The organism is Acinetobacter populi (genome assembly GCF_002174125.1).
In the GTDB taxonomy this organism is placed as follows: Bacteria; Pseudomonadota; Gammaproteobacteria; order Pseudomonadales; family Moraxellaceae; genus Acinetobacter; species Acinetobacter populi.
Genome location: NZ_NEXX01000002.1, coordinates 389,017 through 410,019 on the forward strand (window position 1 = coordinate 389,017; position 21,003 = coordinate 410,019).

Below are 21,003 nucleotides of genomic sequence, written 5' to 3' on the forward strand. Positions count from 1 at the left end.
ATAAATTCACGATGTATTTTTTGTCATATTAAGCAAGACAAGGGAGGATATTTTATAGAAAGTGGAAATGTTGCTGAAAAAAAATAGATTCAAGTAAGCATCCAATTAAAATCAATTGGGCTTTACGGATGCTTATATTGCTACTCGAATTGGTAAAATTGTACAAAATGCTCCTAGACACTGTCGTGGACAGTACTCCCCTCTAAATTCTTAAAATATTTCTATTCAAAGGTTTTTGGGCTTAAATAGTCATTTGTAGAATGTCGTCTAATTCGATTGTTGTAAATCTCAATATATTCAAATAATACAGTATTAGCTTCTTTTCTAGTAGTAAATACAATACCGTGAACCACATGAGCTTTAATGTATGAAATAGGCTTTCTATAATAGTATTATCCCATGAGCAGTATACTGCGCAAGGCCTCTACGTGACATGCTTTGAATACAATCATTCGTTAATAAATAGCCATCTAAAATCACGACTACAGTACTGTGAGCCTTGGTCATAGTGCACCATGATACTCATTGGATAGCCCTAACGAGCTAGAGCATAATGAAATGCACCACGCACCAATTGACGATCTATCCGTGTATCAGTGAGATCATACAATTTAACTAATCTGTAGAAAATATTTCCATACGCTCTAATATCCATGCAATAAGCTCATTTGCAGCAGGTGATATAGAAGTTAATTTCTTTACTATCAATCTGCCGTAAATATTATTTAAAATAGCATTATCAATTTCTAAGGTAGTCAGTTGACCAGAGATAATATCACTGAACGCCGAAAATTCTGCGATAAAGGTAACTGCGTCTGTATTAACAACATAATGCCTTAATGCGGATAGTGAATTAGTAGTAAAAGCTGGATTCAACGCAATGTTTTCCATATGAAACACATACTTTAAAGCTTGTCCTATACCATACTCAGAAGGCATAAGAGCGATAGGAAACTTAATTATATCTTCAAAATGAATAGGCTGCTGTAATTTAGTTAGTTGATGATCAGGCCTGAGCAGTAGTTTTATTGGTTGTTTACATGATGCAATATAACAGACATCATCACAAATGGATGGATTATATGCTATACCAAAATGAGCCTTTCCCGTTGCAACCTCATTAATAACAGCATTTACTGGAAGTATATCAAGATATATTTTTATTCCCGGATAAGTACGTGAAAATTCGCCAAGTACTTTACTATTTAATATATCAATAAATCCTTCACTCAGTGCTATACGAATATTTCCATCTTGCAATCCACTCAAAGATCTTAACTGTTCCTCAAAATGCTCTTGTTGAGCTTGGCAACCACGCCAAAAATCTAATAAAAACTGGGCGGCCTCAGTTGGTTCAACACCCCTTGATTGTCTATCAAATAGTTTCACTCCCACTTCTTCTTCGAGCAGTTTAATTTGTCTAGTAATTACAGACGGCGCTGTATTTAACTGTTCAGCTGCTCCTCGAATTGATTTATGTCGCCATACTTCAAAAAAATAACGCATTCGACGTTGATTCAAATCGCGCATAGTTTTCAATCTAATTTTGTTGTTGCTTATAAGGTAACAAAGTGCTTCTTAAGTTGCTATTGCTGTATCAAAAAAAAATTTAGATTATAGGGTATCAAGACAAGGAGTCTGCGTGAGATGGTGAAGAACAAAGCAATGGGTGCTACCTCAGAGGTATCAAAAATTTATCGAAAAATTGACTTAAGAATCCTCCCCTTTCTTCTAGTCTGTTATTTTATAGCCTACCTAGATAGAGTTAATATAGGTTTTGCCAAATTACATATGCAGAGTGATCTAGGACTCTCAGATGCTGCATATGGACTAGGCGCTGGAATTTTCTTTATTGGTTACGCCATTTTCGAAACACCAAGTAATTTACTACTAACAAAAATTGGTGCTCGAAAAACTTTAAGCCGAGTTATGTTACTTTGGGGCATAACCTCGAGTTGCATGTTTTTAGTTAATAATGAGATAAACTTCTATATATTAAGATTTTTTTTAGGTGTGTTTGAAGCAGGGTTTGCACCTGGAATGATTTACTATCTCACTCTTTGGTATGGTCGCGATCGACTTGCAAGAGTTATGGCTATAACAATGCTTGCTGGTCCAATAGGGAGTATTATAGGAGCGCCACTATCAACCTGGATCATGACAGAATTTGCTGGCATAGGTGGACTCAAAAGTTGGCAATGGATGTTCTTAATTGAAGGATTTCCTGCCGTTATTCTTGGAATTTTGGCTTTAAAATTACTTGTTGATGCTCCATCTCAAGCTAAATGGTTATCTGACGATGAAAAAAAAATTCATGCTAAATTAGTTATAAGCTCAGATAACGCGCACTCATCATTTAGAGCAGCACTAAAAGATCCCCGAATTTACTTAATGGCATTTGGATACTTTTGCTTAATTTGCGGCATCTATTCTATGAGTTTCTGGCTTCCATCCCTCATTCGTGATAGTGGCGTAAATGATTTAATGTCAATTGGATTTTTATCAGCGATTCCATATATAGCAGCAATTATCTTTATGCAAATATTTGGACGTACATCTGATATATATAATGAAAGACGTTGGCATACATCAATTCCTGCATTCATTGCCGCGATCAGTTTAGCTATTTCGACAGTATTTACTGAAAATCTTCTCGTATCATTAATATTTTTATCATTGGGAACTGCTTTTATCTGGAGCGCCTATACAGTTTTCTGGGCTATACCTGCTCAATATCTTCAAGGAACAGCGGCAGCTGGTGGGATTGCCGTAATTAATACAATTGGTTTACTAGGTGGATTCGTGAGCCCAACGCTAATTGGTTTACTTAAGTCCTACACAGGTAGCTCCTCTGCGGGTGTACTCGCTATGGCTTTAATAGTTGGATTTGGTTCGATACTTTTAGCAGCAAACAAACCTAGAACGAAAGTTTCTTTAACGAATAGTTCATTAATTAAATAGGAATGGTTAGTTATGAAATATAAAATTTTGATAGCTGGGTTTCAGCATGAAACGAATACATTTGCTCCAAGCAAAGCTACATACGAAAGCTTTGTACGTGGTGAAGGTTTTCCTCAACTAGCACGAGGAAAAGATGTTTTAAAGCTTCGCGATGTAAATATTCCAATAGGAGGCTTTATAAACGAAGCAGAGAAATTTGAGTTTGAACTAATTCCCGTTATATGGGCCGCAGCAAGCCCCTCAGCACATGTCGAAGAAGAAACGTACGAACGAATAGTCAGAGAGATTACCTTAGCTGCAAGTGACCAAGTAATTGATGGTATTTACTTAGATCTACACGGTGCTATGGTTGCAGAACATATTGATGATGGTGAAGGTATTTTATTATCAAGACTTAGAAATATAGTTGGTGACAATATTCCAATTATTGCATCTTTAGATTTACATGCGAATGTCACTGAGCTAATGCTGAGTTCAGCAGATGCATTGACCGCATTCAGAACATATCCTCATATTGATATGGCTGAAACAGGTTCTCGTGCTGCTAAATTGATGGATTTGAGATTACGTGAAGGCAAATTATATCGCTATAGTTGTCGATTACCATATTTAATCCCAATTAATAGTATGTGTACATTAGTACACCCTGCCAAGGAATTTTATTCCTTATTGGAAGAGTTCGAGTGCGATCAAATATCTTTATCATTCGCTCCAGGATTCCCCGCAGCAGATTTTAATGAATGTGGACCTGTTTTATGGGGATATGGTACTGATTATTGTAGACTGGAAATTGCAGTTAACAGCTTATACGATAAGTTACTAAAAGAGGAATCAGATTGGGAAATATCATTTCTCACTCCAGATGAGGCTGTAAAAGAAGCTATAGCCATTTCTAAAAATGCTAATCGACCAGTTGTCATTGCTGATACTCAAGATAATCCTGGTGCCGGAGGAGATGCAAATACTACTGGATTAATCAAAGCACTTTTAAGTAATAAAGCAAATAATGTTGCTGTCGGCTTGATATGTGATGCTGAAGCAGTGCAGGCAGCATATGAAGCAGGAATTGGAGGAAAAATATCAATCAAACTTGGAGGGCAAGCAAAGATACCGGGCGATACACCTCTTGAGGCAAATTTTGATGTAATCCACTTATCTAATGGCCAATGCCATTTTGATGGACCCATGATGCATGGAATGTTTGTCGATGTTGGACCAGTTGCTTGTTTACAACTAGAAGGAATATTGATTGCTGTCAGCTCCTCAAAAGCACAAATGATTGATAGGAATCTTTATAGAATCGCTGGCATCGATCCGGAAAAAATGAGTATTTTAGTAAACAAAAGTTCCGTACATTTTAGAGCAGATTTTGGTCCAATTGCTGAAAAAGTGTTAGTAGCTAAAGCACCTGGACCTATGATTGCAGATCCTTCAGATTTACCATGGGCACATTTAAGGCAAGGAATAAGACTAAAACCAAATGGCCAACCTTTTTTGATCACAGTGAAGTGATTAGTATTATCTAATAAGTACGAGACTATCGAGAATAACCATCTCGATTTCTTGTTAGGTTAATAGTAATTTAAATATGTCCTTGTTATAGAAAAAGGTTGTTCACATTGAGATGACCTTTTTTTATTGATAAATATGAATTGACGAGATAAGGACTCCACACCACATTTAGTACAAGGATAGAGCTTGTCGGCATCAACAAAACCTAAAGTCATTTTCATAGAGTAACGTGAATTCAGGATAAGATGAGTAGAAGAAATTGGTTTCGTAGCAGCGTCCTCTGCTTGTTCAAGGTCATGAGCCATATATGCGGCAAGAATTTGTAAGATAATGTTTTTCAATTAATTTATTTTTTTTAGTGGTATTTGACCGAGTTTGCAGTGATCAGCTTTACGGAATATACTCCTCATGAGCAAGATGGTTTTGCCCTTGCGTGGTCATACCACTCTTCCCGAAAGCTTTGCGAGACAATGCCTCTCAGGTCGAACTTGCACTGCAATTGAAATATATTTCAATCGCAGTGCAAGACGAAGTGAGTTTATCCTAAAATATGCCTAATCTTGTAAGACTCTGTCGTGATTCTTTCATTGAAATTAATTTATTCAGATATAACAAGGACTCTTATCCCGAACTGACGTTATGTAAGTTACAATGTGGGACAAAGTACAAATACAAAAAAAGCCCTTGTAAAAACAAGGGCTTTTAGATATTTGGCGGAAGCGGTGAGATTCGAACTCACGGAGGACTCGCGCCCTCGTCGGTTTTCAAGACCGGTGCATTAAACCGCTCTGCCACGCTTCCAGTGGGCGTTATCTTATAAAGATTTTAGGCAATTGGCAAATAATTTTGTTAAAATTTACAGTCAATTGAATAAAAACAAAACAATCTTGCATTTTTTAAACCATTATTTGTACATAATCTGGTTGATAAACCAGGTTTTTTTACCGCTTGGCGTAACTACTTCTATTTCATCATCGACAGACTTACCCAACAATGCTTTGGCCATGGGCGAATCAATGGAAATATAGCTTGGATCAGTATCAAAAATTTCATCTACCCCAACAATACGTAAATTTATCGTTTCACCCAGTTCATTTTCGATCTCAACCCATGCACCGAAATAAACTTTTCCTTCCTGAATAGGTGAATATGCAACAATTTTTAGTTCTTCCAAGCGTTTGCCCAGATAACGTACCCGGCGATCAATCTTTCTTAACAATTGCTTATTATATTGGTAATCGGCATTTTCACTGCGATCCCCCAAACTTGCAGCCCACGTCACTTTCTTGGTAATTTCGGGGCGTTCCACGTACCAGAGCTGTTGTAACTCGGCAGCCAATTTGTCATGTCCTTCTTGCGTAATCAGTACAGATTTCATATTCGCATTACAACCTTTACATTTTTTGCATCAAAAGATAATAAAAATTCATCAAAAACAGCACCCCACTCCACAATTAAAATTAACAATAAAACATTAACTTAGTTTGAGTTGTAACAAATAATTTGTACAAAATTTGACTAATATCGATTTTATAGATAGAATGCGCGCCTATCTTAGGTTTTTGCAATATCTCTGTATATCTTTTATTCATTTTTTGTAATCCAGCTTAAACCTTTTCTTTCCCAGTTTACGTGTCGTATTTGCGTCATGTTATCTACCCACAGTTAGTTTTGTTCAAGAATCAATTTGACCTTGTGACAATGATTCACTTGTTGCGGAGACACAATGAAGCCCACCACTCAACAGTCTCGATCGAGGCAATGCCTCAATCACCTTAAATCTCGACCCAGACTCAAAATTTCCTTACTAATCGCCGCAATTATTCCATTGAGCCTTAATGTCTCTCAGGGTTATTTGCATCCTCAGTCCGTAGATGACAATCATACTTTAACTGTGGTTGCGGTACAAAACCCGACAACCGTATTCCAAAATGATGGTTTTACGCATGGTTTTGGCTATGATTTGGCACGTAGTTATGCCAAAAGTATGGACCTAAAATTAAATCTCGTCACGGTAAATGACAATAATACTGCACTCAAATGGGTGAAAAAAGGTAAAGCGCAATTTGCTTTAACCACTGCCCCGATCAACCAGATTGAGCAGGCCCAACTGATTGCAGTTGAAGGCAGTTGCGGTGCCCAAAGCACACTGCAAAAATATGGCTTGAATAGTAATATTTCATGGGTATTTAAATCGGCAGAGGATCCGTTGGCAGTGACTGCCACAGGCCATTTATGTCAGAGTAAACAAACTGGTGAAATGCAGCGTTTGGCATCATTTTATGATCAGAACTACGTCAATCAACAGGATTTAAATACCGTTACCCATAATTTACAGCAACGTTTGCCAATTTATAAAACCAGCTTTAAGAAAAGTGCTCAGCAACTTAATCTGGATTGGCAATTTCTGGCAGCCATTGGTTATCAGGAATCTTATTTAAAGCCTGAGTCTGTTTCCCCAACCGGTGTGCGTGGCGTGATGATGCTTACACAAAATACAGCCAAAGCCATGGGTGTCCAAGACAGAACCAATCCCGCCCAGAGTATTCAGGGCGGTGCAAAATATTTCAATTTGATGCTACAGGAATATCAGGATATTCCTTATCCCGATCGTAACTGGTACGCTTTAGTCGCATATAACATGGGACCGGGCGCAGTCAATCAAATTCGTACACGTTTGCAAAAACAGGGCAAAGATCCAGATCAATGGATTAATCTCTATCAGTATCTGGAAAATAATCAGCGCGCCAACGCCAGACATCAGCAAGCCATTCAGTATGTCAAACGTATCCGTATTTATTTGGAACACATTAAGACAACCGAGCAGCTTGCTCAAATCTAAGCCATAAAAAAACCTCGAATCCGAGGTTTTTTTATATCATACGCGCGATGATAAAATTTTAAGCGGTATGCTCAAGAATACGTTTGAATAGTGTTTTTTGTTCAGCACTTGGCTGTGCAGTTTGCAAAGCCATTAATTGGCTCATATCGCCCTGTACTTTGATTTTACCAGTCATAAATGCCTGCATTGCCGCAGCCATATCAAACTCTAAAAATACTTTGCGCAGGGTTTCTGCATCCATGTTTAAAGTGGTTTTTGCATTATCTGCAAGTCCCTTTTGGATTTTACCACCCTCAAGTGATAATTGGGTTTCACCATCGGCATCTGTAACAACCAAATTTAAGGCTAAATTTGCAAGCGCAGGCGGTAAGTTCAAATCTCCCGCTTCAGTTGTTAATTGCTCAACAGTAGAGAACCAATCATCAGTTAAAAAAGCAGGCATGTTTATTCCTCAATTTCTTTGTAAGACCGTCATGGAGATGATTCAAGCATCTATTGCTTGTACATCGTTATATCCTTAATTGTTTATACCATGCTTAGCAAAAAAAGCGATAGGTAATTTTTTACTTGCAATTCATTTTTTTAGTCAATTATCGCCTTAGCACTTAATCAACCGAAGGATCAATTACAGTTAAAATTCCTATAAAATCAGTTATATAATAAAAAATAAAAACACAAATAGCGAATTATTTGATTAATCCGCTGCAATGCTCAAATTTACCACATCTAAACGATTTTTTAATTCTTCCGGACTTTTCAGATCAAATTCACGCTCGGAATCCAGAATCTCAAAATCAAATAATTCACGATCTGCAAGCTGTGAAGGAGAAACATTCTGTAATGCGCCAAATATGCTGTGTAAACGTTTTGGATATTGCTTATTCCATTCCCGTAACATGTCATTGATCATGGCACGTTGCAGATTTTCCTGAGAACCACACAAATTGCATGGGATAATCGGAAATTGACGTAATTCCGCATATTTAATAATGTCTTTCTCTTCGACATAAGCTAATGGGCGAATCAGAATATTTTTCTTGTCTGAAGATAATAACTTTGGTGGCATGGCTTTTAAGCTACCACCATGAAATAAATTAAGAAAGAAAGTTGCAATGATGTCATCACGATGGTGACCCAAAGCCACTTTGGTTGCGCCAATTTCCTGTGCAAAACCATATAATGAACCACGACGCAAACGTGAACAAACTGCGCAATAGGTCTTGCCCTCAGGCGTTAGACGTTTGGTAATGCTATAGGTATCTTTTTCTAGAATATAATAAGGAATATTATTTTGTTCCAGATATCTTGGTAATACATCTTCGGGGAAACCGGGTTGTTTCTGATCCAGATTTACTGCAACTACATCAAAATTAATCGGTGCAATGCGTTTAAATTGCAACAGAATATCGAGCAAGGTATAACTGTCTTTACCGCCAGAAATACACACCATGATTTTATCGCCGTCTTCAATCATCTTAAAATCACGAATTGCGTGGCCAACCTGACGACGTAATTTTTTTAATAGACGATAATAAGCCGAGCTGGTAGGCAATTCTGGCTTAAAATTAAAACCTAGGCTTGAATCTTCGACGGGCGTAAATGCTGACACGTTCTTTTCCATACTCAGAAAAAAATAAGGCAGCCATTTTACCCTATCTGCAACATTTTACACAGCCATCTCAATCAGCTTTTGCTCAAATTATTTGTAATATGTACTTTAGTTTGTCATTAAAGCATCATTATCAACTGCTAATATTTTCGATTGGCCGCTAAGCTATTGATGAACCCCTCATTTTTTTGTTTTCCACAAAACCTGTGGATAACTTTATGGATAACTAGGTGCTTGACAAAAGCAGAGCAAGTAAATTTAAGGCATTTGATTAGATTGGTTAAATTTTAATCACTATTTTTTAATGTTAAATTTCAACTAGTTATATAAAGCAAGCCTTTTATTTAGAAAAATTTTTAATTTATTTTGAAATTTTTTGGATAAAATGAATGTCAAGTTTTAGCAGCGATTTTTTAGACGATTAAACAAAATATTGTAGAGTTTTTTTTTACAACTGATGTTTTTTTGATACACTTCTTTGGCTTTATCTACAAATAATTTTTTCGGCGGCATGGCATGAATAAAAAAATGATATCGATGACTGTATTACAAAAAATCAGCACAGCGATAATTTTGATATCAGGTGTTCAACAATTGAGCCATGCGGGTAACTTATATGTTTATCGTGATCATCAAGGCACTGCATTATTAACCAATAAAAAAGTCAACAGCGGTAGCTATAAACAAGAAAAAGTAACGTACTATCCCGATACCAACGTTCATAGTTATAAAAACTGGGGTAACTCAGAAGCGGCAGTTTTACCTAGTTTCAGTCGTTCCAAAGATGCTTATGACCATATTATTCGTGCTGCTGCGCAAATGTATGGAATTTCTGAAGGTCTGGTCAAAGCCGTGATGCATACCGAATCCAGTTTTAATGCCTATGCCCGCTCCCCTGTTGGTGCACAGGGATTAATGCAACTCATGCCCGCTACGGCCCGTCGTTTTAATGTAAATAATGTATATGATCCTGCCGAAAATATTCATGGCGGAGCAAAATATCTGAGTTGGTTGCTCAAACGCTTTAATGGTAATACCAGTCTGGCTTTGGCAGCCTATAATGCCGGCGAAGGCAATGTCGATAAATATGGTGGTATTCCACCTTTTCGTGAAACGCGTGACTATGTCAACCGGGTGATGAGCCGCTATCAAAACCTTTATGCAAGTGGTTTAAATCTGACCAATTCGGCTGCCAGTTCCTCTAGCGGTGCCAACGCTCAGGATGTCAAAGTCCTTTCGGCTTCAAGTAATTACACCCCTAGCACCCAGTCATCACCAAAACGGGAAATTGTGTATAGTAATGGTGTATATACAGATCGCGCTGCAACACGTACCTATGCCACAGATGCCGCCATTGTGACCTCTAATATTCGTATTAGTGAATAATTTTTTTACATCTTGAAATCTCATTCATTTCCCCCATAAAAAATCACATGCTATAGTCATATTTTTCACGTGATATGAATCACATACTTTTTATTTTTTTAGAGGATTAGGTCCATGATGCGGATTGGTTTGTTTTTGCTAACCAACCTCGCAGTTCTAGTAGTTGCAGGTCTTGTTTTATCTATCCTAGGTGTTGGAAGTTATCGTTCCGCAGGCGGATTGGATCTGGGCAACTTACTAGTCTTCTGTTTTGTCTTTGGTATGGTGGGATCTTTCATCTCACTGTTCATGTCAAAATGGATTGCGAAAAAAACAACTGGTACACAAATTATTGAGTCTCCGCGTAATCAGGCGGAACAGTGGTTATTACAAACCGTTGCAGATTTATCACAACGTGCAGGCATTAAAATGCCAGAGGTTGGGATTTTCTATTCGACACAATCCAATGCGTTTGCAACGGGTTGGAACAAGAATGATGCGCTGGTTGCAGTTTCGTCAGGATTGCTGGAAAGAATGTCGGCGGATGAAGTCCGTGCAGTACTGGCCCATGAAATCGGTCACGTTGCCAATGGTGATATGGTCACGTTGTCTCTGGTTCAGGGCGTAGTCAACACCTTCGTCATGTTCTTTGCACGTATTGCCGGTGATTTTATTGATCGTAATGTGTTTGGTCGTGGCGACAATGAAGCTCCCGGTATTGGCTATTTTGTCACAACCATGGTGCTGGACATTGTATTTGGTATTCTGGCAAGCACTATTGTGCTCTGGTTCTCACGCTACCGTGAATATCGTGCCGACGAAGCAGGTGCCCGCCTTGCTGGCAAACAAGCCATGATCTCTGCCCTGCTGCGCTTAAAAGCTGAATCAGAAATGCCTGATCAAATGCCTAAGGAAATGCAGGCTTTTGCTATTGCCGAAGGTCAACATCAAGGCTTTAGTCTGGCAGCATTATTCCATACCCATCCAAGTATTGAGCAACGCGTTGCTGCTTTGCAAAAACTTGATGTGAGATAATCAAAAAAAATGCTTCTTTCGAGAAGCATTTTTTTAACTTAACTTTTTTTAATTCAAACTCAAACAACGTAATAGATTGCCATTTATATCAATAATACTAAAACGTCTAATCTGAGCATCCTGTAAAATTTCAGTGATTTTGACTGGTGCGGTATAATCTTGCCAGTCCAGTGCCGACCATAATGCATAAAGTCCGTCCAGATCCTGCACCCAAATACATACACTATGATCAGACTGTAAAGGCTGCAATGTTTCATGCAAGAAAAATTCGATTTCCAAAGGTCCTCGAACCAAAATCATCCATTGATCGGAAAGATATTCGGCATGAAAACCCAAATTCTGATAAAAGGCCAAGGTATCTTCAAAATTTAATGCAGGTAAATTGGCACTCACATGATCCTGTTTGCTTCCCACGGATTGCTCCCTTTTAAATTTTTTGCCAGATGTCCAAATGCCAAAGCCATTGTAGACCTAGGACCAATAAAAATCCCAAGGCAATAATAAAAATCAAACCCAACAAATCCGGAATACGCAACCAAAGCCAACTAATCACTGGATTACGCCAAAACGCCGAACGTTGCTGTTTTTGCTCCAATGCTTCATGTAAAAACGGATGCACAACATGAATATCACTTTCAATGGCATACTGGTCACGGATATGCGCATGTACGATGTCCAATGTCTTACGACTTGGACGAATAAAAATATCGAAAACAGTGCCCAGTACAGGAATAAAACCGACCAGCATATCAATCACAGCAAGTCTGATCACACCATTGAGTTTGCTTTGGGGGACGCCTACTTCTCTGGCTTTTTTAAAGGCATAAATGGTTAATACAAAACCTGCAACATCCCCAGCAAATGGAATCGTACTTAAGGCAGCATCTGCCCCGACGCCCTGTTTGGTAAACGGAATACGTACCAGACTATCCATGGTATTGGCAAACTTTGCCAGATCACGTTCTATCGCAATCACTTCTTGTTGTGTTAATTTTGTTGGTTGGGACATAATTAGGCTCTATATATTGATCATCACACTTTCTATGTACATAAAAGTCTGTTGTGATGAGCAGTATTCACCATGAATTAATGTGGATCAAGTTGTTTTAGTTTATGGTCAAAAACAAATGGGCCAAAGGGCAAAATCGCAGCAATCAAGCCTAAAATAAAGATGCGTAAAGACCATTGTTTCTTCATACATAGGAACAATAACATACCGACAAATAATAAGAATAAAACACCATGTGCCATTCCCACGTATTTCACTGCCAATGGATTACCCCAAATATATTTCATTGGCATGGCAATCAATAATAAAACCAGAAAAGAAATCCCCTCTAAAGTTCCCACCATACGAACCAACTTCGTATTCATAAATTAACTCCTTAAATTATCAATAATATTCACACGAACGCTTAAGTTCGTTAAAGCTATATAACACTGGGATTTTTGATTAATTACCTATTTCATTTGCTGTAGCTTTGCGTTGTCGGATCAACACATACATCAGTGGAATAAAAACTAACACCAAAATTGTGCCAAATAATACGCCACCAAAAACACTATAGCCAATGGCCTGACGACTTAATGCGCCAGCACCGGTTGCCAGCATAAGTGGAACCACACCTGCACCAAAAGCAATTGATGTCATCAGAATCGGTCTTAGGCGTAATGCAGCAGCTTCTAAAGCAGCATCATATGCCAATTTGCCTTGTCGCTGTCTTTCTGATGCAAACTCCACCATTAATATGGCATTTTTACACGATAATCCAATGGTGGTCAGCAAAGCGATCTGGAAATAAATATCATTGGGGAAAGAAAACCAGGCACTAAATAATATCGTACCACCGACGCCAAGCGGAATTGCTGCCAAAACAGCAGTTGGAATCGACCAACTTTCATACAATGCCGCCAGACACAAAAAGATGAACAAGACAGATACCAGATATAAACCCAGTGTTTGATTGCTTGATTTCTGCTCCTGATAGGACAAACCACTCCAGGATAATTGTACCTCAGGCTGCTGGGCAACCAACTTATTGAGTTCCTGCATCCCTTGCCCGGTACTCACATCATTGCCAGTATTCGCTTCCAGTTCAAGTGCAGAATAGCCCATAAAACGCTCCAGCACTGGTGGTGCGCCTTGCCAGTTCACAGTGGCAAACTGGGTGAAAGGTACCATTTGACCACTGGCATTTTTCACGTACCAATAACGCATATCTTCGGGTTTTGAACGGAACTCAGCATCGCCTTGTATATAAACCCGCTTAATCTTGCCACGGTCAATAAAATCATTGATATAACTACCACTCCATGCCGTAGACAAAGTGCGATTGATATCTGCAATATCTAAACCCAGTTTCATTGCCGAACGCGGATCAATGTTAAGATTTAAAACTGCCTGCTCCGAATTGGTTTTTTTATCCAGATTTTGAATAATATTACTCTGATTAGTCTGTTGCTGTAAGGCATCAAAATGCTGTAATAATTTTTCCCGGCCGATTCCTTCTACATCCTGTAAGAAAAACTCCATTTTATCCGAGGAACCCAATCCGCGAATAGCAGGTGGCAAGATTACAGAAATTCTAGCCTGATTATGCTTGGAAAAATATGCTGAGGCTCTGGCCCGAATTGCCTGAATACTATCTTCCTTATTTTTACGCTCGTCCCAGTGTTTAAATGAAACATAAGCCTGCCCCAGATTTTGACCTGTACCGGAAGAGTTGCGACCCAAGACCACCATGATCGCATTCATATTATTTTTTTCCTGCTGCATAAAATAATCTGAAATATATTTACCAACCAACTCAGTCTGCTGCATTGGAGTGCCTTCAGGTAAACGGAACTGAATCCCTAGCATTCCCTGATCTTCCTGCGGTAAAAAGCTGGTCGGTAAGTCCCGATACGTCCAGACAAAGCTGGTGATCAACACAGCAAATATGACCAGAGAAAGATACTTGAACCGAATCATTGCCTTGGAAACTTTAAGATAATTCTGTTTAAGTCGGTCAATACTGCCATTAAACCAGTTTGCCCATTTGGCTTTCTTCTGTTGTGGTTTTAAGAGCAGTGCACACATTGCAGGTGTTAAAATTAATGCAACAAGTAATGACAAAGTCATTGCAGATACCAAGGTGATGGAAAATTGGCGATAAATTACACCTGTTGCCCCGCTAAAAAATGCCATAGGGATAAATACAGCCGTCAACACCAAAGTAATACCAATCAACGCTCCGCTGATTTCCTGCATGGAGAGGATACTGGCCTGCTTTGCATCAATATTTTGCTCATGCATGATCCTCTCTACATTTTCCACCACCACAATTGCATCATCAACCAGCAAGCCAATCGCCAGTACCAGTGCAAACAGTGTCAATGTATTGATCGACATGCCAAAAACCGCCAAAAGAACAAATGTTCCCAAAATCACGACTGGCACAGTTAAAGCCGGAATTAATGTCGCACGCCAGCTTTGCAAGAATAGGAACATCACCACCACCACCAGAAGAATCGCCTCAAACAGGGTGTGAATCACCTGCTTGATCGACTCTTGCACAAAAGGTGTTCCATCTCGTGGATAAACGACTTTATAGCCCGCAGGCAAATGCTTTCTGAGTTCATCGACTTGCTGATAAATTGCTTCCGAAGTTTGAATCGCATTTGCACCAGAAGCCAGTGCAACTGAAAGCCCGGATGCCGGATAACCATTTAAACGGTTAAAGACCTGATAATTTTCTGCACCAACTTCAACTCGGGCGACATCTCTTAAATAAACAAAACTGCCATCGGCATTGGCTTTTAAAATAATATTTTCAAACTGTTCCGGTGTACGCAAAATTGAGCCAGAGGTCACTTTGGCATTTAAATATTGATCAGCCGGCATTGGTAAGTCGCCAATTGCGCCTGCGGCCACCTGCGTATTCTGGGTTTCTATGGCTGTGCGAACATCGCTTACCATCAGATTATATTGTTGTAATTTTAAAGGATTGAGCCAGATGCGCATGGCATATTGGGAACCAAAGACATTAATTTCACCCACACCTTCCAGACGTGATAAAGTCAATTCAAAATGATTGGTTAAATAATCCGAAATATCGATATTAGTTGATCGACCGCTTTCATCATATAAACCGACCACCAGATAACTGTCGCTTAAAGATTTATAAACCTGAACACCCTGCCGCTGCACATCATCGGGTAATCGAGTAATCGAACTGCTAATCGCATTTTGTACCTGAACCTGTGCCTGATCGGGATCTGTCCCTTGATCAAAATACAAACTGATTTGGCTTCGACCAGTTGCTTCACTTTTAGAGGTAAAATACAGTAAATGATCAATACCCTTGATTTGTTGCTCTAAAACTTGCGTTACGCTGTCTTCGACTTCCTGTGCTCCTGCACCAGAATAAGTTGTCGAAATAGTAATCCTCGGTGGTGCAATATCCGGATATTGTTCAACAGCCAAACTTTTAATAGCAAACACACCTGCCGACATCAGAATAATTGCCAAGACAAAAGCAAAGATAGGTCGATAAATAAAAAAACGAGAAATCATACTGTATCTGACTTTGGGTTCAAGTTACGGGCTCAAGTTAAATAATTTGAATTACACCGCTTCGACGGGTTCGAATGGCATCGAGAAATATGACAAACATAAGAATAAAACTCATTTGAAATCTAGCATATTCCTGCGTCATCTATTTTACATTTTTTATAAGTTTTGGAATTTTTTACAAAAAAAAATATTTTCTCCACAATGACGTAGAGCGTAGATAAAAGAAAACCAGTTAAGATGCGAGGCTTAACTGGTTTAATATCCAATGCTTTATATAAGATGCCATATATTACACAAAGCGTTTCAAAAGAAAGTCAGACCACCAAACCCTGTAAACGCACAAAAAGGATAAAATGTACGTTTCATTTGCAGATGCCATGCAATTTTTTATTCAGTTATTGCTGGTCTTACTCTCTATAACGTCATCAGGATTAGTTTGGTTGACAAATAATTTAAAATTTATTTGAAAAAACTATTTTTTTAATCATTGTTTTGTCATGTTATGATCATGACACTTCAATTGACGTTTATTTTCGTATGACACGATTGTTACCCAGTTATGCAATTTTTTCAATGTGGCTCATCACCTTTACTTTTTTGCTGGGCTTTTTAGGGATGCTGTCTGCACAGATCGTCAGCCTGTTTGCCTTGTTACCGTATTTACTGGCGTTTTATTTAATGACTGTACGTTTTGTCAAAGTCAATAAAATCTTGCCGACCGTAACACAACGCTGGCAATTAAGCCTTGGATGTACCACGATATTCTGGCTATATAGTATTTTGGCGGGAATAATCGGGTTATTGATGACGCAAGGTCATATTGATTTTGTTGCCCTCAAGCAAGCGTTTAGTAACATTATATTTGTCATAATATTTTTGGGCATTTTCTTTATTTTAAATGCTTTTTTAGTTGTTCTAGGCTATTGGTTCCTTGGCAATCCAACAGCCAAAATGTTGGCGCATTATCACAAGTCTTGATCTGAAATTTACAACACGTCGCTAAAACTCGATGTACAAAACCAAATTTTAAAATCAAAGTTAAAAAACTTAAATTTGATAAGGGCTAGCATCAAAAAAAGTTGCAACACCCTGTATTTGTTCACGTAATAAACGTGCTGATGCAGGTGCCATTACCAAACCATTACGATAATGTCCGGCATTTATCCAAAGGTTATTCAAATCTTTTACACGACCAATTTTAGGTACGCCGGTTGGCGATCCCGGACGTAATCCACTCCATTGTTTTACAATAGGGAAATCAACCAAATCCGGTACCAGCGATAAAGCTGCCTGAATAATATTCTGGCTAATGTCTTCACGTAAATCTCGGTCAAAACCAAAATCATTGGTACTTGATCCACATACAATATGACCATCTCGTCTTGGAATCAGGTACATGGTATTGTTCATACACATATTCGGAAGCCATTTTTCAGGGGTTTTATATAACACCATTTGTCCATGAATCGGTTTAATCTCCAGTTTTAAACCAAACTGATCAATTAAATTTTCGGTCCATGCGCCCGTGGCAATCACATAATGATCCGCAACATAACGATTGCCCTCCTCATCTAGCACCGCCTGAATATGATTATTCGTTTGCTTAAATTCTATAATTCTTTGGTGCTGATGGATCAATACATTCGGTTGCGATTGCAGATACTTTAATACCGACTGGGTTAAGCGTGGATTACGTATATTGGCAAGTTGGGGAAAATAAACCGCAGAATCTAGGGTTTTATTCAGGCGAGGATTTAATTGATGTAATGTGTCCTGAGTCAGCAAACTAGATTCCTGTTCAGGTTCATGAAAATCATGTGCATAATTTAAACCATAATCATATTGGTCATGATCAAAAATCAGCATCCCGACTTGTTCAATTTCAAAATCAATTCCGGAAACCGGCATTAATTTTTTATTCCAGCTCAAATAGCTTTGTTTGCCAAATTGTGCCAGTTGATTAACTGCCGGATGGTATTTCCACGGATACATCGGGCTAAGAATACCGCCTCCTGCCCATGAAGCCGCTTTGGCAGCATCGGTTTGATCAAAAATTTCGACATGATAGCCATGTTCTATCAATTCCAGTGCAGTCATCAAACCCACGATGCCTGCACCAATAATAATGACTTTTTCTTGAGAGAAAGACACAAATCGTCCTTAATTTTTATCGAAAAACTGCGATAGTAAAAATTTAAAATTGTTTTAACTTTTCTGCTGCAACTTCGGCAAAATAAGTCAAAATACCATCGGCACCTGCACGGCGACAACATAACAATGATTCCAGAATCACATTTTCAGAGAGCCAGCCATTTTCAATCGCTGCCATATGCATGGCATATTCACCACTGACCTGATATACAAATGTCGGAATACCAAAGGTATCTTTTACTTCACGTACCACATCCAGATAAGGCATACCCGGTTTTACCATAACCATATCTGCACCTTCTTGAATATCCAGTGCGACTTCATGCAATGCTTCGGCACGATTGGCAAAATCCATTTGGTAATTATATTTGTTGGCACCTTTCAGATTGGCTGAGGAACCTACTGCATCACGAAATGGTCCATAATAGCTGGATGCATATTTCGCCGAATATGCCATAATATTGGTATAAATATAACCATTTTGCTCAAGTGCCTGACGAATTGATGCAATCCGACCATCCATCATATCACTCGGTGCAATAATATCGCTGCCCGCTTCGGCATGACTTAATGCTTGTTTTACCAAGCATTCTACAGTTTCTTCATTTAACACATAGCCAGTTTCGTCAATAATGCCATCCTGACCATGCGTGGTATAAGGATCCAGCGCGCCATCAGTAATCAGCACCATTTCTGGTAATTCTTTTTTTAATAAACGGCAGGTATTTTGTACCAGACCATTTTCATGCCATGCAGCCTCAGCCGTTAAAGACTTGTCTTGCTGTGGTGTTACCGGGAATAATGCCAGCTTGGACACACCCAATTGCAATAAATGTTCAGCTTTTTTGAGCAATAAATCAGCAGATAAACGCTGAATCTTCGGCATGCTTGGAATGTCCTGACGCTGATTCTGCCCTGGCAATACAAATACTGGATAAATAAGCTGTTTTGCCATTAATTGCGTTTCACTTACCATCTCACGGATTTGATCATTTTTACGGATACGACGCATGCGTGTCGCTGGAAATGCAGGACGATTGAACGTATAAGTCATAACATTCTCAAAAATTGCGATTAGAATACGCAACTATTGTACGCCTTTGCCTACAAATGGGCAAAGTGATCGGATGAGAAATATCAAAAAGGAAATAGGCGAGCAAATCCAATGAGCAAGAGCACTTCTGACTGGACCGGAAACTTAAACCCTGAAAATCAGGGGCAAATACAATTAATCCTTGAGCAATTGTGTATGGCATTTAACTCCTCTCCTTTCTTTTCTCACAATAATATGCAAATGCAGGTTGTTGATGAACAAATCCAAGCCTATATCGAGATGAAACCCTATTTAATCGGCAATGTTGCATTTCAGATTTTACATGGCGGAGTGGCTGCAACGATTTTAGACAGTATCGGCGGTATTGTGGCCATGGGTGAGCTATATAAACGGGCAAAAGCCGAAGAATTTGCTGACACCATTAAAAAAGTCACACGTCTGGCAACCATGGATATGCGTGTCGATTACATTGCCCCGGGTCGAGGTGAATACTTTATTGCACGGGCAGACGTTTTACGAATGGGACGCAAAAGCTGTACCATGCGTATGGATCTGACCAATAACGAAGAACAATTGATTGCGACGGCAATCGGTTCTTATTCATATTAGCGTTGTTTTACTCAAAAAATTTCATTTGCAGTAAAAAGAGTGACTAGTTTTTTTCTGAAATAGGATTATTATTCGTGTACTGATCAGTACACTATTTTAACGTCGATGTTAAATATTGCGATCATGTTCTATTTCAGGATAATGTTCTATGCGTGACGCTCAACACCCTAGCAGTGATGCACCTCATACAGGTGAAAGTGACAATCAACAAACTGCTTCACCTACAGCCACACGAAAAAAATTATTTAAAATTTTTGCCCTATTGATTTTTATCATTGTACTGGCTTATTTGCTCTGGTCTTGGCTATTTAGTGATGAAGTTGATACGGATAATGCCTATGTCGGAGCATATACAGCACAGGTCACATCCATGGCCAATGCTCAGGTGCTAAAAGTTCTAGTCAATGATACCCAATTGGTGCATCAAGGCGATATTCTGGTACAGCTTGATGATCGGGATGCTAAAATTGCGTTGGCACAAGCACAGGCGCAACTGGCTAAAACACAACGCCAGTTTAAACAAAGTAAAGCCAATAGCAGTGCACTGGATTCACAAATTTATGTTAGTAATGATGTCATCAATAGTGCCAAAGCCCAGATCAACAAAGCCCAAGCCGATTATGATAAAGCACTCGATGATTTTAAACGCCGTCAACAACTGGTGGCTATCGGTGGGGTTTCGAAAGAAGATTTAAGTGCAGCACAAACAACTGTCAACACAGCCAAAGCTGCACTACAAGTTGCACAAGCAGGTCTGGCTCAGGCGCAATCCAGCCGCAATGCTGCCCAAAGCAATCTGGCTGCCAATGATGCCCTGATTCAGGGAAGCACCGAAAATGACAGTCCTGATGTGCTGGTTGCTAAAGCCAACGTCGAACAAGCCCAGCTTGACCTTGAACGAACCATTATTCGTGCCCCAATAGAAGGTATCGTGACGCAGCGCAACGTCCAGATTGGACAACGTCTTGCTGCGGGCAGTGTCATCATGAAGATTGTCCCAGTACAACAACTCTATGTTGATGCCAATTTTAAAGAAGGTCAATTGGCAAAAGTCCGTGTAGGACAAACTGCCACTCTCACCTCTGATTATTACGGTAAAGATATTGTTTATCATGGCAAGGTCACAGGTATTGCCGGAGGAACAGGTGCTGCATTCGCCCTGATTCCAGCCCAGAATGCAACCGGAAACTGGATTAAAGTGGTTCAACGTCTACCGGTACGCATCACATTGGATCCCAAAGAGTTAATTGCTCATCCATTGCGGGTCGGATTATCCATGCAAGCAAGTATCGACTTAAGCAGCAAGTAAT

The 21,003-nt window shown here is 39.1% G+C and carries 18 protein-coding genes, 1 tRNA gene and 1 pseudogene; 8 read left to right on the top strand and 12 right to left on the bottom strand.

All coding sequences use genetic code 11. From position 1 onward, the window contains the following. Window positions 1-221 precede the first annotated feature (221 nt). Window positions 222-598, bottom strand: a pseudogene (locus CAP51_RS07955) (IS3 family transposase); the annotation flags it as partial. 17 nt (window positions 599-615) lie between these two features. Next, window positions 616-1,530, bottom strand: coding sequence for a LysR family transcriptional regulator (locus CAP51_RS07960; protein ID WP_087620213.1), 915 nt, complete (start codon window positions 1,528-1,530; stop codon window positions 616-618). A gap of 117 nt (window positions 1,531-1,647) precedes the next feature. On the opposite strand from CAP51_RS07960, the gene CAP51_RS07965 reads away from it, so the two are divergent. Continuing rightward, entirely contained in the window at window positions 1,648-2,961 is a 1,314-nt protein-coding gene (locus CAP51_RS07965; protein WP_087620214.1) for an MFS transporter, read from the top strand. A gap of 12 nt (window positions 2,962-2,973) precedes the next feature. Beyond that, window positions 2,974-4,473 (top strand): M81 family metallopeptidase, encoded by a 1,500-nt coding sequence (locus CAP51_RS07970; RefSeq protein WP_087620215.1) that lies wholly within the window; start codon window positions 2,974-2,976, stop codon window positions 4,471-4,473. 711 nt (window positions 4,474-5,184) lie between these two features. On the opposite strand, the gene CAP51_RS07975 is transcribed toward CAP51_RS07970, so the two are convergent. Together CAP51_RS07975 and greB are read right to left on the bottom strand one after the other, a co-directional pair. Further along, a tRNA-Ser gene (locus CAP51_RS07975) sits at window positions 5,185-5,274 on the bottom strand. Window positions 5,275-5,377: 103 nt separating this feature from the next. Continuing rightward, on the bottom strand, window positions 5,378-5,851 hold the full coding sequence (greB, locus tag CAP51_RS07980; RefSeq protein WP_087620216.1) for a transcription elongation factor GreB: 474 nt from the start codon (window positions 5,849-5,851) through the stop codon (window positions 5,378-5,380). A 348-nt stretch (window positions 5,852-6,199) separates the two neighbouring features. On the opposite strand from greB, the gene CAP51_RS07985 reads away from it, so the two are divergent. After that, window positions 6,200-7,315, top strand: coding sequence for a transglycosylase SLT domain-containing protein (locus CAP51_RS07985; RefSeq protein WP_087620217.1), 1,116 nt, complete (start codon window positions 6,200-6,202; stop codon window positions 7,313-7,315). Window positions 7,316-7,373: 58 nt separating this feature from the next. Here CAP51_RS07985 and CAP51_RS07990 read toward each other — a convergent pair whose 3' ends face one another. Both CAP51_RS07990 and ttcA read right to left on the bottom strand, forming a co-directional pair. After that, the gene (locus CAP51_RS07990) at window positions 7,374-7,757 is read right to left on the bottom strand and encodes an SCP2 sterol-binding domain-containing protein (RefSeq protein ID WP_087620218.1); all 384 of its coding nucleotides are present in this window, start codon (window positions 7,755-7,757) and stop codon (window positions 7,374-7,376) included. 252 nt (window positions 7,758-8,009) lie between these two features. Further along, the gene (gene ttcA / locus CAP51_RS07995) at window positions 8,010-8,924 is read right to left on the bottom strand and encodes a tRNA 2-thiocytidine(32) synthetase TtcA (RefSeq protein ID WP_245809102.1); all 915 of its coding nucleotides are present in this window, start codon (window positions 8,922-8,924) and stop codon (window positions 8,010-8,012) included. Between the two features lie 537 nt (window positions 8,925-9,461). On the opposite strand from ttcA, the gene CAP51_RS08000 reads away from it, so the two are divergent. After that, window positions 9,462-10,310: a lytic transglycosylase domain-containing protein gene (locus CAP51_RS08000; RefSeq protein ID WP_245809103.1), complete on the top strand. Its 849-nt coding sequence runs from the start codon at window positions 9,462-9,464 to the stop codon at window positions 10,308-10,310. A 114-nt stretch (window positions 10,311-10,424) separates the two neighbouring features. Next, entirely contained in the window at window positions 10,425-11,324 is a 900-nt protein-coding gene (gene htpX / locus CAP51_RS08005; RefSeq protein WP_087620221.1) for a protease HtpX, read from the top strand. A 48-nt stretch (window positions 11,325-11,372) separates the two neighbouring features. Here the strand turns inward: htpX and CAP51_RS08010 are convergent, their stop codons facing one another. The 4 genes from CAP51_RS08010 to CAP51_RS08025 form a co-directional block, all read right to left on the bottom strand. Continuing rightward, complete coding sequence (locus tag CAP51_RS08010; RefSeq protein ID WP_087620222.1) at window positions 11,373-11,738, bottom strand: VOC family protein; 366 nt, start codon at window positions 11,736-11,738, stop codon at window positions 11,373-11,375. Between the two features lie 13 nt (window positions 11,739-11,751). Beyond that, on the bottom strand, window positions 11,752-12,333 hold the full coding sequence (locus CAP51_RS08015) for a DUF4112 domain-containing protein (RefSeq protein WP_087620223.1): 582 nt from the start codon (window positions 12,331-12,333) through the stop codon (window positions 11,752-11,754). A 77-nt stretch (window positions 12,334-12,410) separates the two neighbouring features. After that, on the bottom strand, window positions 12,411-12,698 hold the full coding sequence (locus CAP51_RS08020) for a DUF3817 domain-containing protein (RefSeq protein ID WP_087620224.1): 288 nt from the start codon (window positions 12,696-12,698) through the stop codon (window positions 12,411-12,413). A 79-nt stretch (window positions 12,699-12,777) separates the two neighbouring features. Beyond that, on the bottom strand, window positions 12,778-15,879 hold the full coding sequence (locus tag CAP51_RS08025) for an efflux RND transporter permease subunit (protein WP_087620225.1): 3,102 nt from the start codon (window positions 15,877-15,879) through the stop codon (window positions 12,778-12,780). Between the two features lie 537 nt (window positions 15,880-16,416). On the opposite strand from CAP51_RS08025, the gene CAP51_RS08030 reads away from it, so the two are divergent. Continuing rightward, window positions 16,417-16,857 (top strand): ABZJ_00895 family protein, encoded by a 441-nt coding sequence (locus tag CAP51_RS08030; protein WP_087620226.1) that lies wholly within the window; start codon window positions 16,417-16,419, stop codon window positions 16,855-16,857. A gap of 69 nt (window positions 16,858-16,926) precedes the next feature. Here the strand turns inward: CAP51_RS08030 and CAP51_RS08035 are convergent, their stop codons facing one another. Both CAP51_RS08035 and hemB read right to left on the bottom strand, forming a co-directional pair. Further along, entirely contained in the window at window positions 16,927-18,030 is a 1,104-nt protein-coding gene (locus CAP51_RS08035; protein ID WP_245809104.1) for an NAD(P)/FAD-dependent oxidoreductase, read from the bottom strand. A 43-nt stretch (window positions 18,031-18,073) separates the two neighbouring features. Then, entirely contained in the window at window positions 18,074-19,084 is a 1,011-nt protein-coding gene (hemB, locus tag CAP51_RS08040; protein ID WP_087620227.1) for a porphobilinogen synthase, read from the bottom strand. A 111-nt stretch (window positions 19,085-19,195) separates the two neighbouring features. Between hemB and CAP51_RS08045 the strand changes: the two genes are divergently transcribed. Both CAP51_RS08045 and CAP51_RS08050 read left to right on the top strand, forming a co-directional pair. Then, on the top strand, window positions 19,196-19,693 hold the full coding sequence (locus CAP51_RS08045) for a thioesterase family protein (RefSeq protein ID WP_087620228.1): 498 nt from the start codon (window positions 19,196-19,198) through the stop codon (window positions 19,691-19,693). A 148-nt stretch (window positions 19,694-19,841) separates the two neighbouring features. Next, on the top strand, window positions 19,842-21,002 hold the full coding sequence (locus CAP51_RS08050) for an HlyD family efflux transporter periplasmic adaptor subunit (RefSeq protein ID WP_087620229.1): 1,161 nt from the start codon (window positions 19,842-19,844) through the stop codon (window positions 21,000-21,002). Window position 21,003: the final 1 nt, after the last annotated feature.